This is a genomic window from Shimazuella sp. NTD250, assembly GCF_059510375.1.
In genome coordinates this window covers 1-15,015 of sequence record NZ_JCAJZS010000013.1, presented here as the reverse complement: position 1 = coordinate 15,015, position 15,015 = coordinate 1, and the positions used below count along the sequence as shown (strand labels likewise).

General features: G+C 40.5%; 11 protein-coding genes and 1 pseudogene. 7 read left to right on the top strand and 5 right to left on the bottom strand.

Features of this window, described 5'->3' with window-relative positions:
* A pseudogene (locus tag AC5WOF_RS19160) lies at positions 1 to 883 on the top strand (NTTRR-F1 domain); the annotation flags it as partial.
* 164 nt (positions 884 to 1,047) lie between these two features.
* On the opposite strand, the gene wecB reads toward AC5WOF_RS19160, so the two are convergent.
* The 4 genes from wecB to AC5WOF_RS19140 form a co-directional block, all read right to left on the bottom strand.
* The gene (wecB, locus tag AC5WOF_RS19155) at positions 1,048 to 2,178 is read right to left on the bottom strand and encodes a non-hydrolyzing UDP-N-acetylglucosamine 2-epimerase (protein ID WP_496051547.1); all 1,131 of its coding nucleotides are present in this window, start codon (positions 2,176 to 2,178) and stop codon (positions 1,048 to 1,050) included.
* Between the two features lie 125 nt (positions 2,179 to 2,303).
* Positions 2,304 to 3,257: a hypothetical protein gene (locus tag AC5WOF_RS19150; protein WP_496051546.1), complete on the bottom strand. Its 954-nt coding sequence runs from the start codon at positions 3,255 to 3,257 to the stop codon at positions 2,304 to 2,306.
* Positions 3,258 to 3,420: 163 nt separating this feature from the next.
* Entirely contained in the window at positions 3,421 to 4,575 is a 1,155-nt protein-coding gene (locus tag AC5WOF_RS19145) for a BMQ_0737 family morphogenetic spore coat protein (protein WP_496051545.1), read from the bottom strand.
* Positions 4,576 to 4,777: 202 nt separating this feature from the next.
* Positions 4,778 to 5,944 (bottom strand): BMQ_0737 family morphogenetic spore coat protein, encoded by a 1,167-nt coding sequence (locus AC5WOF_RS19140; protein WP_496051544.1) that lies wholly within the window; start codon positions 5,942 to 5,944, stop codon positions 4,778 to 4,780.
* A 192-nt stretch (positions 5,945 to 6,136) separates the two neighbouring features.
* Here AC5WOF_RS19140 and AC5WOF_RS19135 point away from each other — a divergent pair, with 192 nt between their 5' ends.
* The 5 genes from AC5WOF_RS19135 (at position 6,137) to AC5WOF_RS19115 (ending at position 10,068) form a co-directional block, all read left to right on the top strand.
* On the top strand, positions 6,137 to 7,378 hold the full coding sequence (locus tag AC5WOF_RS19135; RefSeq protein WP_496051543.1) for a hypothetical protein: 1,242 nt from the start codon (positions 6,137 to 6,139) through the stop codon (positions 7,376 to 7,378).
* 23 nt (positions 7,379 to 7,401) lie between these two features.
* The gene (locus tag AC5WOF_RS19130; protein WP_496051542.1) at positions 7,402 to 7,749 is read left to right on the top strand and encodes a DUF1360 domain-containing protein; all 348 of its coding nucleotides are present in this window, start codon (positions 7,402 to 7,404) and stop codon (positions 7,747 to 7,749) included.
* A gap of 35 nt (positions 7,750 to 7,784) precedes the next feature.
* Positions 7,785 to 9,395, top strand: coding sequence for a hypothetical protein (locus AC5WOF_RS19125; protein ID WP_496051541.1), 1,611 nt, complete (start codon positions 7,785 to 7,787; stop codon positions 9,393 to 9,395).
* Positions 9,396 to 9,479: 84 nt separating this feature from the next.
* Positions 9,480 to 9,668: a hypothetical protein gene (locus tag AC5WOF_RS19120; RefSeq protein WP_496051540.1), complete on the top strand. Its 189-nt coding sequence runs from the start codon at positions 9,480 to 9,482 to the stop codon at positions 9,666 to 9,668.
* Complete coding sequence (locus tag AC5WOF_RS19115; RefSeq protein WP_496051539.1) at positions 9,646 to 10,068, top strand: M67 family metallopeptidase; 423 nt, start codon at positions 9,646 to 9,648, stop codon at positions 10,066 to 10,068. The genes AC5WOF_RS19120 and AC5WOF_RS19115 overlap by 23 nt, the downstream gene beginning before the upstream one ends.
* Positions 10,069 to 10,271: 203 nt before the next feature.
* On the opposite strand, the gene AC5WOF_RS19110 is transcribed toward AC5WOF_RS19115, so the two are convergent.
* Positions 10,272 to 11,489, bottom strand: coding sequence for a M20 metallopeptidase family protein (locus AC5WOF_RS19110; protein WP_496051538.1), 1,218 nt, complete (start codon positions 11,487 to 11,489; stop codon positions 10,272 to 10,274).
* A 438-nt stretch (positions 11,490 to 11,927) separates the two neighbouring features.
* Between AC5WOF_RS19110 and AC5WOF_RS19105 the strand changes: the two genes are divergently transcribed.
* Entirely contained in the window at positions 11,928 to 14,738 is a 2,811-nt protein-coding gene (locus AC5WOF_RS19105; protein ID WP_496051537.1) for an exosporium glycoprotein BclB-related protein, read from the top strand.
* The last annotated feature ends 277 nt before the right edge of the window (positions 14,739 to 15,015 follow it).

The window sequence follows — 15,015 nt, the reverse complement described above, 5'->3', positions numbered from 1 at the left end:
GGGGGCGACTGGAGCGACCGGAAGTACCGGAACAGCCGGAAGCATAGGAGCCACTGGAAGCACCGGAAGTACGGGAACGACAGGAGCTACGGGATCAACCGGAAGCACCGGACCAGCGGGAAGCATAGGAGCCACTGGAAATACAGGAAGTACGGGAACGACAGGAGCTACAGGATCGATCGGAACCACAGGACCAGTGGGAAGCATAGGAGCCACCGGAAGTACGGGAATTACCGGAGCTACAGGAGTGACTGGAACCACAGGACCAGCGGGAAGCATAGGAGCCACTGGAAGTACGGGAACTACAGGAGCTACAGGAGCGACTGGAAGTACAGGACCAGCGGGAAGCATAGGAGCCACAGGAAATACTGGATCTACTGGATCAACCGGAAGCACAGGAACAGCGGGAAGCATAGGAGCCACAGGAAATACTGGAAGTACGGGAACGACTGGAGCCGCCGGTGCAACGGGAACAGCAGGAACATCTGTTTTGTTTCTATTTAACACTACACCTGGGCCAATTGCTGTTCCTGTTACCCCACCAACTGAAACTGTGTTGGGAACATTAGCTGTTCCAGTAACAGCAGGACAGACACTTCAACTTTCTTATGCTTCTGCTATAGAATTTATTACTACTGCGAATTCTACTATTAGTTATTCTTTGAGGTTCTATGCAGATTCGACATTGATAAACACTCGAACCTTTAACACATCATTTACAAATGCTTCTACTTATAGGAGGCCAATAGCAGAAATTACTGGGTTCAATGTAGCCGCAACAGGTACGATTAATGTTCAAGTTAGAGCGATCGTTAACAGCCAAAGTAACGTCATTTCTCTTGTTGGATTAAACACTGATATTAATGCATTGAGAATCGGATAGCATCAAAAGGCACTTCTGATAAAGGATTCAGAAGTGCCTTTGATGATCTTTTGTCGATGGACGAACTACTGATGAATTGTACCTCACATACGACCTGACTAGAGAAGAATCGAGACTAGTGGGTATTGGTTAATATATCATCACGTTTGAAATTCAACCTCACTTTACTGAAAGGGAGATGGTGGATGGTTAGACAACTTGTAATGGTGCAATATCCCTTGTACGATGCGTTTTGATGCATTCCCATCTCCATATGGATTTTTTATTCCGATCATGGATTGATATGCATTTTTATCTTTTATTAAATGACTTCCCTCTTCAAAGATTATATTTTCATCTGTTCCAACCAGTTTAGCTGCTCCTGCATTTACTACTTCTGGTCTTTCTGTGACATCACGCATCACTAGAACAGGAACCTGCAAAGTTGGTGCTTCTTCTTGGATTCCTCCCGAATCTGTTAAAATCAAGTAAGAATGTGCGGCGATATTATGAAAATCAATCACATCGAGAGGATCGATCAACAGTATTCTGGGATGATGACGAAGGATAGAATTTGCTTTCTTTTGGATGATGGGGTTTAAATGAATCGGAAATACAGCAACTACATCAGAGTGAGTTTCTACTAACCGACGAATAGCTCGAAACATGTTATCCATTGGCTCACCTAGATTTTCTCTGCGATGAGCTGTTATTAAAATCACTTTTTTTCCTTGGACTTGTTTGGCCAACGGGTGATCGTATTTTTTTTCAATTGTCATACTTAGCGCATCAATTGCGGTATTTCCTGTTATGTATATGGAGTCTTTTGATATTCCTTCTCGATATAAATAATTAGCTTCTTTATCGGTGGGAGCAAAGTGCAGGTCAGCTAAACTCCCTACTAATCGGCGATTTAACTCTTCTGGGTAAGGGAGATACTTTTGGTGAGTTCGCATTCCAGCTTCCACATGTCCCACTTTTATTTGCTGATAAACGGATGCAAGGCTAACAGAGAAAGTAGTAGTTGTATCACCATGCACCAAAACCAAATCAGGTTTTAATTGAATTAATACGGTTTCCATTCCTTGAAGTACTCGAATTGTAATTTCGCTTAAAGTCTGGTTATTTGTCATCACTTTTAGATCAAAATCAGGTGTCAAATCAAATGCTTGTAATACTTGCTTTAGCATTTGCTTATGTTGAGAAGTTACACAAATAAATGTCTCAATCTCAGCATGACGTTGCAATTTATTGATAAGTGGAGCCATCTTAATTGCTTCTGGCCTTGTTCCAAAAACAACAAGAATACGGAGCATAAGCACCCTCTTTTTCAACAATTTTTTCTATTTTTATGTTTAGGACATGAAACCTATGATTAAAGTCATGCTTCTTCTCGAATCAAAAAGCCATTCCTTCTTTAAAAAAGGAATAGCTTTTTGATTTATCTTGGTCCACGCTTAAAAGGGTTAAATTCCACCGATTGAGAAGCCTGTTGTTGAGGGAAATATTTTTTTGGAGTTTGAGAAGATTGGGGCATAGAAGTTGTTTTAGCCTGCTCATTTGTTAATTTTTTCGATATTCGATCCATTGTTTTAAAATGTCCATCTGTAGCAATTTCTTGGCGTTTCTTCGGTATGGATTGAATGCTTTTTTGCAATGCTTTTAAGTTATTTTGATATTCAAATTCTCTTTTTTTATATTCTGCGATCTTTTGTTCAAGCTGCTGAATCTTTTCCTGTTTATCGATTTGTTCTTCTTGGGGTTTTTGTTCGTATTCTGCGATCTTTTGTTTTGATTCTTCGATTAATTGTTGCTTTGTTTGTAAATCTTCTTTTAAACTTGTGATTGTTTCCTCCTGTGTTGTGATTTTTTGTTTCAATTGGATGTGTATTTGTTGTTTTTCTTCTAGGTTTTCCTTATGTTCTGAGATGGTTTTTTCATGTTCGGTAATTTTCTTTTCTAATTGTTCGATTAATAATTGCTTAGTTGCTAGACTCCTTTGTAATTCAGCGATATCCTCTTCGTATTTTTTGATCTTTTGTTTTAATTGATCTATGGTTTGTTGTTTTTCATCTGTACTTTCTTTAAAAGAGATCGTTATTTGTTCGTGTTCGTTTATTTCTTGTTTAAGATCATCAATCAACTGTTGTTTTATGAGGGAATCTCCAGTTGCTTCTTTTTCCTTTTGTTCATATTCTGCCAATTTTTTTTGAAGTTCTTGGATGGTTTGTTTATCTTGATTTTGATCTTGTAGGTATTTTTGTTCTTTTTCAATATATTGCACAATAAGTTTATTTTTTTGTTCCAGTTCCAATCGGTATTCCTGTTCCTTTTTTTTGCACTTGTCAATGATTTGATCTTTGTCTTCGCGTTTTTTCCAGTTCCAAAATCCCATTTAGACAAGTCCTTTCTTTGTTATTTATAACTCCATTTATCATATATATGCTATGCATACATCTATGTATTTGTTAAAGTAAATCAAAATCTCGGTCTTACCTAAATTAAAAAGCTGTTGATTCTGATTGAGATCAACAGCTTATGTAGGGTGAAGCATTGAATTACGTCGTTGGAGAAGGGAATGCATTACAGTCTTGAATAATAATAGCGTTCCCGATGTCAACGGAAGTTGCAACTGCTGCAAATAATCCAGGAGAAACACTTAATAAGGTCAAGACATAGCTATCTACTGCACCTGCATCAACTAATGTTAGCAAATACGTTACAGGTATGGTATCTCCACCTGCAGTTACGACAGTACCTTGACCGGATACTACTTGTGTTCCTATTCCTAAAAGGACGGTGCAAGTTTCGGAAGTAAAGGAGTTCGCAGTAAAAGTAAAGCTATTATTTGGTGGAACTGCATCTGTATCTGTGAAGGTAAATCGAATGTTTGTATTGATTTCCGCACAACCGTTGCATACATTTCCAACAAGTGCAGCTGTACCAGCACTTATAGCAAATCCATTTAGAACTAAGCCAACCGAGGAAGGAATTGGAGCATTTGGAGAATTAAAGGAACTCTCGCAATCACAATTAGGTTGTGGAAAGAAATCACATTGCTGTGGGAACAAAGTTGGCGGACAAACGGAAGTAACAGGTATTTCGATTGGCGCACGCGGTGAGCAGAATTTCGCCAAAACTTCTAATTTTACTGCGGCAATTACTTGAATTTCTTTACATATATTGAGTTCGATTCCTACAGATGCTGGAAATGGGATACCGCAAACTGGTGGTGGAGTGGTGATGACACAATCTCCACCGATAATCCGACAAATAAGGTTGTCATTTGTAAACTCCGGTGGAAAACACAATACAACTTGGCGAACAAATGGCACTGTCAAAGGAATCGTACAAGTAGCAGGATTGCCATACTCATCGGTACCAGTAAAGGTTATATCAACAGGGATGTCTTGTCTCAATTTCACTAAAGCTGCACTGACTCCATCGATGTTAATGGGACGACGATCAAGTATGGTACAAACTCCATTGGTAACACAAGTGATAGGAAAAAATTGTTCCGTTATTAATGTGCAGGTAATATCTGTAACAGTGGTTGGACATTCGGCAGGGTGTTTTGCAGGTAATGGTACGGTTGTATTAATATCTTCTGTTAAGAGCACAAAGTCGTATACTTTAGGCACACAGATGCATTCCGTTTGGACATTATTTGGAATAGGCGGAGTGACCTGAGAGCCTCTTATTGGTTTGATCATAGTGTTCTTTCCTCCTCCTTATTTACTTTAAGATGGACTTTTTTAGTCGATGATTCATTGGGTATATGTATCATGTATATTCGATATTTTTTTATTAATTAATCAATTAAATCTATTTTTGTATGTAGCTGAGTTATGTTTATCATAAAAATAAAAAATAGCTGTTGGTGTATGACCAACAGCCTGTGTAGATGAAGCATGGTTACGTTGTTGTAGTAGGGAATCCAGTACAATCCTGAATAATGATAGAGTTGCCGATGTCGATAGACGTTGCAACTGCTGCAAATAATCCAGGAGAGACACTTAATAACGTCAAGACATAGCTGTCTAATGCACCTGCATCAACCAATGTTAGTAAATACGTTACAGGTATGGTATCTCCAAGCGCAGTTACTACTGTACCTTGACCAGTTATTACTTGTGTTCCTACTCCTAATAAGAAGGTACAAGTTTCAGATAGGAAGGAGTTGGCGGTGAAAGTAAAGCTGTTGTTTGGAGGAAGACCATCTGTATCCGTAAAGGTGAAATTAATATTTGTGTTAATTTCCGCACAGCCATTACAGACGTTCCCTACAAGAGAAGCGGTACCAGCAGCTATTGTTAAACCATTTAGAACTACGCCAACTGAGGTTGGTACTGGAGCATTTGGTGAATTAAAGGAGCTCTCACAATCACAGTTAGGTTGTGGGAAGAAGTCACATTGCTGTGGGAATGTAAGCGTTGGACAAGCGGTAGTTACTGGAACTTCGATTGGAGCACGTGGCGAACAGAACTTCGCTAAGACTTCTAATTTTACCGCAGCCAATACTTGAATTTCTTTGCATATATTGAGCTCGACTCCAACAGAAGCAGGGAATGGAATACCTCCAACTGGTGGAGGAGTGGTGATGACACAATCTCCACTGATAATCCGGCAAACTAGGTTGTCATTTGTAAACTCAGGCGGGAAACACAATACCACTTGGCGAACAAAAGGTACTGTCAAAGGAATCGTACAAGTAGCAGGATTTCCTAAAGCATCTGTCCCGGTAAGGGTGACATCCACTGGGATATCCTGTCTTAATTTGACTAAAGCTGCGTTTACCCCGTCGATGTTAATAGGGCGACGGTCGAGAACAGTACAAACCCCATTTGTTTCACAGCTTATTGGAAAAAAGGAAGTTACACCTGTCAACGAACAAAAAATATCGGTTACGGTAGTCGGACATCCTGCTGGTGGTGTCGCAGGTAGTGGTATCGTAGCATTGATGTCCTCTGTAAAGACCACAAAATCATATACTTTGGGAACGCAGATACACTCAGCCTGAACATTATTTGGAACTGGTGGTGTGACCTGAGAGCCTCGTATTGGTCTAACCATAATTTCCATTTACCCCCCTTAGGTAGTAATAACTTTCAACGTATATATACGCAAAACAAGTAAGGATCGCTTTAGGCAAAAGTCCAATTTTCATAAAAATCTATTGCTTATAATGGGAGAAAAGTTTTTTAAATTGTTACTTTTCTTCTATTCCGGTTCATAAACTATTTCTGATATAGCGATAAAGACAGGAGGATGTCTATGGACTGGAAGATATATTACGACAACGAAAATAAGGGACAGTTACCTTTTCATTCTCTACCTATTTTTCAATTGTTTTGCGAACAGATAGGTTTTCAAACGAAATGGAACCAACGGGAAAAAATACTTCACCTCGCCTCTGTGTTTCAAGGAAAAAAAGTATATCTCATGCCAATGAAACAAAACGATAGTCATACTTTTATGCTGGACACAACCAAAGAGTTCCTTAGCTGTACAGGTATCCAAGTAACAGTATTACAGGCGAAGTCATCTCTTCCAGATGATGGAGAAATAATGGTTAAACTAAAATCTTATATGAGTGACAAACCTACAACCTCAAGTCCAAAATTTATGATTTCTCATAGTGAAGGGTTAATAGCGAAAAAATGGGCAGAGATGTTGGCGGAAGAATGCCAAAAACATGAAATTATTGCACGGCTTAAAGAAGAAGACAAAAAATCCCCTATTCCTATCTTGGAACTTCGCAGTAGATTACCCAAATCGCAAGGAATGGAAAGGGACATGGAGGAAAAAATCAGCCTTATTTTGGCCTCTGCATTACTCAGAGGATGTGCTGAAGAAAATGTTTTCTCATTTCTACCATTTCTGCCTCTCGATTCGATGAAATTGCTTTTTCCAAAAGAAGAAAGAAGTTCTCTCCCTCCATCGGTTCCAGCAGAACCACAGAAGAAAAAGGATCAAGCCCAACACACAGAAGTTTCACCACAAAAGACAGGGAACATTACAGCAAATCCTGTGGCCATTCCACCTTTTCGGATGGAAGTATGCTTTGATTACCAAATTGTTTTTCCAACTTCGGAGGAGGATGATTATTTGGTTTTAGGAAATATGTTTCTCAAAAATACAGGTATGGGTGCTCTGCCAGATCCCCATATTTGCATTCAAGTCCCCCCTTCTTCCCATATAAAACTAAAAGGTCAAATCATCCCGCCTAAAATGACGGATACCGTTGGCGTTCAAAGTTTTTCAGGAGACAGTGCGGTTGGATGGACATATGTAGATGAAGATTGGCGTAATAAAGTAAAAGAGTTAGGGGAGTATTGGGTAAAGTCGATGCAAGCCTTAATCGTTAACCCTGGTGAAACTATTCTATTTCCTAATTTTCAGTTATCCATTCCCCGTGATAGTAGTGGAGACATTATGATTGAAGGTTCCGTACACTATAAAGGGCTAAATTTCCAGTATCCAGCAACGAATAAAATCGCCCTTTCGTTTACCTAAATTTCTTTCGAGGAGGGACCCATTTGTTGGAATTTTCATGGTTTCAGTTTCTCATTTTTGTTCTTGCATCTTTTCGGTTTACTCATCTCATTGTCTTTGACGAAATAACGTCTATCATCCGAGAGCCATTTGTCAAAGTTACTTATGAGCCAGATGATTCTGGTCAAGTTGTAAGAAAAATCCATATTATAGGCACAGGATGGCGTCATACTGTGGGTTTATTTTTAAGTTGCCATTGGTGTGTCGGAATTTGGTCATCAGCTTTGCTTTTTTTCTTATACCTATGGTTTCCAGCTTCTTATCCCCTCCATCTTGTCTTAGCAATTGCGGGAGCTGCTGCATTTATTGAATCAAAATTGTATTTTGGTTAACAGAGAAGAATAAAGTATATTGAGGTGAGAAAACGATGAATGAAAAAAGAAATGCAAGTGAAATGTATAAAAAGAAAATGCTTCAATTACAGCATATAAATCAGGCATATGAAGCGAAAATAGAAAAGTATAAGTATCAACATGCTAAAATGGGGCGGCTATTAGAAAAATATCGAACTCTAGAAGGAAGATATGCAAAACAATTGGATGAGATAACAGCGCATTACGAAGAAAAAGAGTATGAATTAAGGCAAGCTTTGAGTACAGCTAAGGAATTAGGAACCGAGAAGCATGAGGAGATCAACGATTTACAGGAGAATGAGACAAAATTACGGCAATCACTGCAACAAAAAGAACGACAAATAGAAACATTATTAAAAGAAATAAAGGCTTATCAAAGACAAGGGCAAATAAAAAGCATACAAAGAGAAAGTATACAAAAAGAAAGCATTCAAAAAGAAAATAATATAGAGCAACTCCTGCAAACGAATGAGCAAACGATTGGACAATTACGATCAGAAGCTAATTCTTATGAGAGAAAAATCAAACAATTGGAGCAAATCGAACAGAATTACGCAGAAAATGTAACGGAGCTGCGACAACTTCTTGATGAAAAAGAACAAACGATTGGGCAATTACGATCAGAAGCTAATTCTCATGAGAGAAAAATCAAACGATTGGAGCAAATCGAACAGGATTACACAGAAAAAGTAACGGAGCTGCGACAACATCTTGATGAAAGAGAACAAACGATTGAGCAGTTACAATCAGAAGCTTATTCTCATGAGAATAAAAACAAGCAATTGAAGCAAATCGAACAGGATTATACAGAAAAAGTAACGGAGCTAAGACAACATCTTGACGAAAAAGAACAAACGATTGGGCAATTACGGTCAGAAGCTCATTCATATGAGAAAAAAAACAAGCAATTGGAGCAAATCGAACAGAATTACGCAGAAAAAGCAACAGAGCTAAGACAACATCTTGATGAAAAAGAACAAATGATTGGGTATTTACGGTTAGAAGCTCATTCATATGAGAAAAAAAACAAGCAATTGGAGCAAATCACACAGAATTACACAGAAAAAGTAAAGGAGCTAAGACAACTTCTTGATGAAAAAGAACAAACGATTGAGAAATTACGGTTAGAATCTGCTGCGAATCAAGAACAAATCAGTAAATTGAAACAAAAAAATGAAATTTTCCAGGAGAATAAAAAGGAACAAGAGGAACAGACGAAAACGCTTGAGAGAGAAAAAAGGAAACTTGAAAATGATGTAAAAGAAAAGGAAAAACAATTAGTTCAAGAAAAAGAAAGTATGGCTTATCAGATTAAGCTGCTCACTTCTGCCTTTCAAAAACAACTGGAGCAACTTAGCCAAGAAGATCCTCAAAAAGAAGAGGCTTTGTTGCTGGATGAGAAAACGAAGGAGGAGCCATTGAAACTAGAGAAAGCAATCACAGCTAATCATACAGCCCATCCTATATCTGGTAACGTCACTAACAAGAAAGCCCCAATAACAATCCAGCAACTGCCACCAGAATTTCAAACAGATCCAGATCAAAATGGTAAGTTTCTACGCAACCATCAAGTACCTTATGAAAGTAATTACAGGGAACCATTAAAAAAGGAAACGGATGACTAATTTCTACAGATATACAGCACGTCTGGAATAAATTCGAATATGATAATACCGAATATATTGGCTATTGTAGAAAGGAGATATTTTATGGATCCTCGATTTATCCAGTGGCAAAACTTTCGTCCATCAAGAAGAAATGGGCAACCTTGGAATGAAGCAGCTTCAAACTCTGATCAAAATAAATTAGTTCGTCCTATACAACAACCGTCTCAAGGGAGGGCCAATCAACAACCGCAACGCCGAGGCGGTTGTTGTGGGAAGAGAGCAACAGACTAATCGCTGTTTTACTTTTTTTCCACATGTGTTTAGCTCTATGACATCCCATTGTATGGAGCAAAAACCTTTTGAAGCATGTGGTCTGTTGTCTGGTAACCATAATGTGGCTAGTACCTTCTGGCCTATGAAGAATATTTTACGCAGTCCCGATGCTTTTCAAATGGATATGGGTCAGCTCGAGATAACATTTAAACAAATGAAAGAAAAAGGAGAACAGCTAGTAGGGATTTATCATTCCCATCCTACTGCTGCACCTTATCCATCACCACAAGATGTGATCTATGCCAATTATCCTGAAGCAGTTTATGTGATTGTTTCATTATTTCAAATAAAACCAGAAGTTGCTTGCTTTCGTATTCGGCAAGGTAAGGTGACACCTATACCATATAACATTCACTAAACTTCTTAGGTTATCACTAGCCTTCTCTATCACTAGGGGGCTAGTTATTTTTTATATTTCTTTGTGCATTATAGTCTGGTTTCTTTCGTGTTTAATTGAGAAAACAAACACCAAAGTAAAAAATAACCACTGATTATTGTCAGTGGCCAAACATCATGCTATTTTGGGAGTTTTGTTTTCGTAGAGAGGTACATAGCATTGATTTATTCGTTTTTATCCATAAACTTGAGCAATTGATAAAGTTGAAAATATACTCCTGTCAGTAGGGCACGTGGATCAGCCTCAAAGTGTGGCGAATGCAAATCGTATATTTGTTGTTGGTGTTCTGGTTTGGTTCCTAAGCGGAAGAAATGCAGGGGATAACCTAACTCAGAAAACCAAGAGATATCGTCTGCTCCTCTGCTCGACTCCGTATGCTGGACTTCAATCCAAGGGAAATGTTCAGAGATACCATAGGAATCTTCGACGAGTATTGGGTCATTCACAACTGGAGGAAGAGCAGGAATCCCACTATTTTTTAACTCCAATTTTACAAAATCGTTTTCCATACTTTTTACATAACGATGGATTGCTGTTTTTGCTTTTTCATGAAACGTAAAGTCAGGTGTTCGCAATGTTCCTTCACACCAAGCTGTTTCTGGGATAATATTGCCTTTGCTGCCACTGTGTATTTGACCGAAAGCGAGAACAGCTTCTGGAACATCATGCGCGATAAACTCAGGTAATTGTGATAGCACTTGTCCTATTACTGTAAGAGCACTATAGGAATGTTCTGGTCGAGCAGTATGTCCTCCTTTTCCTTTCACCTCAATTTTTAGAAATTCGGCTGAATAATTAATTAAGCCAGGACAAGTAGATATTTTACCTGCAGGTAGTTCTGGATATACATGCAGGCCAAAACAAACAGCATCTTTGCCGAGATAGTTAAGTAATTTTTCCGATTTGATTAGAAATGCAGTCCCATTTAGTTCTTCGGCAGGGCGAAAAAGAAGGATAACTCGACAGTTTAGGATATCTTCGTGTTCTTTTAACCACCAAGCTATTCCCAATAAAATAGATGTATGCATATCATGTCCACAAGCATGCATCGTATCATTTGTTTTTGAGCGATACCAATTAATGGATGATTCTTCAATAGGTAAAGCATCAAAATCAGCGGTAAAAATTACAGTTCTTTCTCCCTGTCCAAACGATACGGTGATTGCTTGTGAAGAAACAGGTTTTTCGAATATTTCACCATTAATATCATATAAATTTACTTTTAAACCTAAATTTTTTTCAAGAACCATGGTGATATAACGGATCGTATTTCTTTCTTGAAAGGATAATTCAGGGTGTTGATGCATGAAATAAAAATGACGTGACATCCATTGATACCACTTGGATTGTGATGTGTTTTGAAGTAGTGCTAAGCGGTTCATATTTTCATCATTCCTTTGTAGAGAATAGTTTTATTATACAATGATTTGGTTTATTCAAAAAACAGGAATAAAACGGCTTATGTCAATATATCTCTTTATTTTCAAGGGGTATCGCGCTTTAACGTCATTTTAAAATTTTTTTATAAAAAGGGCAGCATGAACTAAATTAAATTTGATTTGTCATTCTTGGCAACCATCTTATGTATATAACCAGATGAAAAATGCTTGTTTAAAAGAGAAGTTCGCATGGATCTCATCCACAGTGTACTTCTCTTTTTTTTTCTTTTTCTACAACGCTTAATTAATGCTTCAAAATGAGGGGGGATTTTTTTGAAAAAAATATGTAGGAGAGGTGCCCTAACTAGGCAAATAGCCTTTCCGTTATAGATGCCTCTGTATATATTAACTAGAGCCAATTATTTTAGGGGAGTTGAGATGATGTCACAAGCTAATACACCAAATGTTACTCGAACTATTACAATTACTCGAGAAGATGCGATAAATTTGTTACTCTCTTCTGTAGACTTAGAAGAACTTGGTCTTAGCCATATCATTAATGACGAATTTCTGCGTGGCATACTTCCAAGCGATTCCGGAGTTTCAGTATCAATCAGCGATTTATTAAAGGCAAATAACAGTGTTCAATCTTCACTGCGGGAAATTGCGAAAAAAGAATTGCTATTACAAAATGAGTTGAAAAATGTATTGCAATCTACTGTATCCATAAGTTCAACAGGAGATACAGATGCAACTGGAGATACAGATGCAACGTTAGGTGCCGTTGAAGCCGCCGAAGAGACCGAAGCAGCGGGAGCCTCTGAATTCACAGAAGAAACAGGATTCATTAGTGAAATTAAAGCCATCGGAGAGACTGGAGCCAAGGGAGAAACGGGAGCCAAGGGAGAAACCGGAGTCACGGGAGAAACGGGAGCCAAGGGAGAAACTGGAGCCAAGGGAGAAACTGGAGCCACTGGAGAAACCGGAGCCACGGGTGAAACTGGAGTAAAGGGAGAAACCGGAGCCACTGGAGAAACTGGAGCCACAGGTGAGACTGGAGCCAAGGGAGAAATCGGAGCCACGGGTGAAACTGGAGTAAAGGGAGAAACTGGAGCCAAGGGAGAAACGGGAGCCAAGGGAGAAACTGGAGCCAAGGGAGAAACTGGAGCCACCGGAGAGGCTGGAGCCAAGGGAGAAACGGGAGCCAAGGGAGAAACCGGAGCCAAGGGAGAGGCTGGAGCCAAGGGAGAGGCTGGAGTCACGGGAGAAACCGGAGTAAAGGGAGAAATAGGAGCCACTGGAGAGGTCGGAGCCAAGGGAGAAACCGGAGCAGAGGGAGAAACCGGAGCCACTGGAGAAACCGGAGCCACTGGAGAAACCGGAGCCACTGGAGAAACAGGAGCCACAGGTGAGACTGGAGCCAAGGGAGAAACCGGAGTCACGGGAGAAACCGGAGTAAAGGGAGAAACAGGAGCCACGGGTGAAACCGGATCCAAGGGTGAAACCGGGGTCAAGGGTGAGACTGGGCCCAAGGGAGAAACTGGAGCCACGGGTGAAACTGGAGTAAAGGGTGAAACCGGAGTAAAGGGAGAAACCGGAGCCACGGGTGAAACCGGAGCCAAGGGTGAAACCGGGGTCAAGGGTGAGACTGGGCCCAAGGGAGAAACTGGAGCCACGGGTGAAACCGGGGTCAAGGGTGAAACTGGAGCCACAGGAGAGGCCGGAGCCACGGGAGAAACGGGAGCCCAAGGAAATACGGGAGCGAAGGGAGAAACGGGAGCCAAAGGAAATATGGGAGCGAAGGGAGAAACCGGAGCCAAAGGAAATACGGGAGCGAAGGGAGAAACGGGAGCCAAAGGAAATACGGGAGCAAAGGGAGAAACCGGAGCCAAAGGAAATACGGGAGCAAAGGGAGAAACCGGAGCCAAAGGAAATACGGGAGCGAAGGGAGAAACCGGAGCCAAAGGAAATACGGGAGCGAAGGGAGAAACCGGAGCCAAAGGAAATACGGGAGCGAAGGGAGAAACGGGAGCCAAAGGAAATACGGGAGCGAAGGGAGAAACCGGAGCCAAAGGAAATACGGGAGCCAAGGGAGAGACCGGAGCAAAAGGTAGAACTGGAGCCAAGGGAGAAACTGGAGCGAAGGGAGAAACGGGAGCCAAAGGAAATACGGGAGCCAAGGGAGAGACCGGAGCCAAAGGAAATACGGGAGCAAAGGGAGAAACCGGAGCCAAAGGAAATACGGGAGCAAAGGGAGAAACCGGAGCCAAAGGAAATACGGGAGCAAAAGGAGAAACCGGAGCAAGAGGTAAGACTGGAGCCAAAGGAAATACGGGAGCAAAAGGAGAAACCGGAGCAAGAGGTAGGACTGGAGCAAAGGGAGAGACCGGAGTCAAGGGAAATACAGGAACAAAGGGAGAAACCGGAGCAAGAGGTAGGACTGGAGCAAAGGGAGAGACCGGAGTCAAGGGAAATACAGGAGCAAAGGGAGAAACCGGAGCAAGAGGTAGGACTGGAGCAAAGGGAGAGACCGGAGTCAAGGGAAATACCGGAGTAACAGGAGATGCCGGAGTCAAGGGAAATACCGGAGTAACAGGAGAGATCGGAGCCACCGGTATGACCGGAGCAACAGGAGCGATTGGAGCCATCGGAGTGACTGGATTAACGGGAATGACTGGAACTACAGGAGTCACCGGTGCGACCGGAGTAACTGGAGCCACCGGGTCCACTGGTGTCCCTGGATCAAGTGCTATTATTCCATTTACTTCTGGTCTTCCAGTTTCACTAACTTCTGCATTATTTGAGGAAGTTGGAACTCAAGCACTCATTGGCTTTGGAAATTCAGGTTCAGTTGTTGCTGTCTTAGGTGGAACAATAGATATCGCAGCAGTCCCGGGAGCACTTCATAACTTAGCATTCTCCATGCCTCGGGATGGTATTCTCACATCATTTGCTGCATATTTTAGTACAACTGTTGATTTATCTTTATTAGAAACAATAACGATAACAGCTAGGATATATTCTTCGCCTGCACCTGACAACATATTTACACAAATCGCTTCAGCAGCATTAGAACCAAGTCTTACAGGGATTGTTTCAGAAGGAACTATCAGCAGCGTTGTATCGGAATTGCCAAGTATACCTGTAACCGCTGGAACGCGTTTGCTACTCGTCTTTACAGCGGATTCAGGTGATTTAGATATTGGTACTGTTATAGAGGGCTATGCAAGTGGCGGTTTAGCTATTAACTAATGAAATAAAAAGGTCTTAAGGTAAATCCCGATAAGACCTTTTTTGCTTACTGTTAGATTCGATGTTATGTATTGGTTGTACGAATTATTATTTTTCGAAGGTGAAAAAGAATACTTTAGGTCAAAGGAATGGGTGAATGTTCAAGGATAAGATCACAGGCTGAAAATTTTTTATAAAAAAAGGGGTTGCAATCTTTTTTTGACCGTGTTATATTATTTCTTGTCGCCGCGAGCAACACTCAAACGGCTGACACAAAAGAAAAAACATCTTGTTCTTG

What these genes read in the sequence shown, in the direction of transcription:
- AC5WOF_RS19145 (WP_496051545.1), bottom strand. Translation starts at nt 4,575, where the DNA reads ATGATCAAACCAATAAGAGGCTCTCAGGTCACTCCGCCTATTCCAAAT.
- wecB (WP_496051547.1), bottom strand. Translation starts at nt 2,178, where the DNA reads ATGCTCCGTATTCTTGTTGTTTTTGGAACAAGGCCAGAAGCAATTAAG.
- AC5WOF_RS19150 (WP_496051546.1), bottom strand. Translation starts at nt 3,257, where the DNA reads ATGGGATTTTGGAACTGGAAAAAACGCGAAGACAAAGATCAAATCATT.
- AC5WOF_RS19110 (WP_496051538.1), bottom strand. Translation starts at nt 11,489, where the DNA reads ATGAACCGCTTAGCACTACTTCAAAACACATCACAATCCAAGTGGTAT.
- AC5WOF_RS19105 (WP_496051537.1), top strand. Translation starts at nt 11,928, where the DNA reads ATGTCACAAGCTAATACACCAAATGTTACTCGAACTATTACAATTACT.
- AC5WOF_RS19135 (WP_496051543.1), top strand. Translation starts at nt 6,137, where the DNA reads ATGGACTGGAAGATATATTACGACAACGAAAATAAGGGACAGTTACCT.
- AC5WOF_RS19125 (WP_496051541.1), top strand. Translation starts at nt 7,785, where the DNA reads ATGAATGAAAAAAGAAATGCAAGTGAAATGTATAAAAAGAAAATGCTT.
- AC5WOF_RS19140 (WP_496051544.1), bottom strand. Translation starts at nt 5,944, where the DNA reads ATGGAAATTATGGTTAGACCAATACGAGGCTCTCAGGTCACACCACCA.
- AC5WOF_RS19120 (WP_496051540.1), top strand. Translation starts at nt 9,480, where the DNA reads ATGGATCCTCGATTTATCCAGTGGCAAAACTTTCGTCCATCAAGAAGA.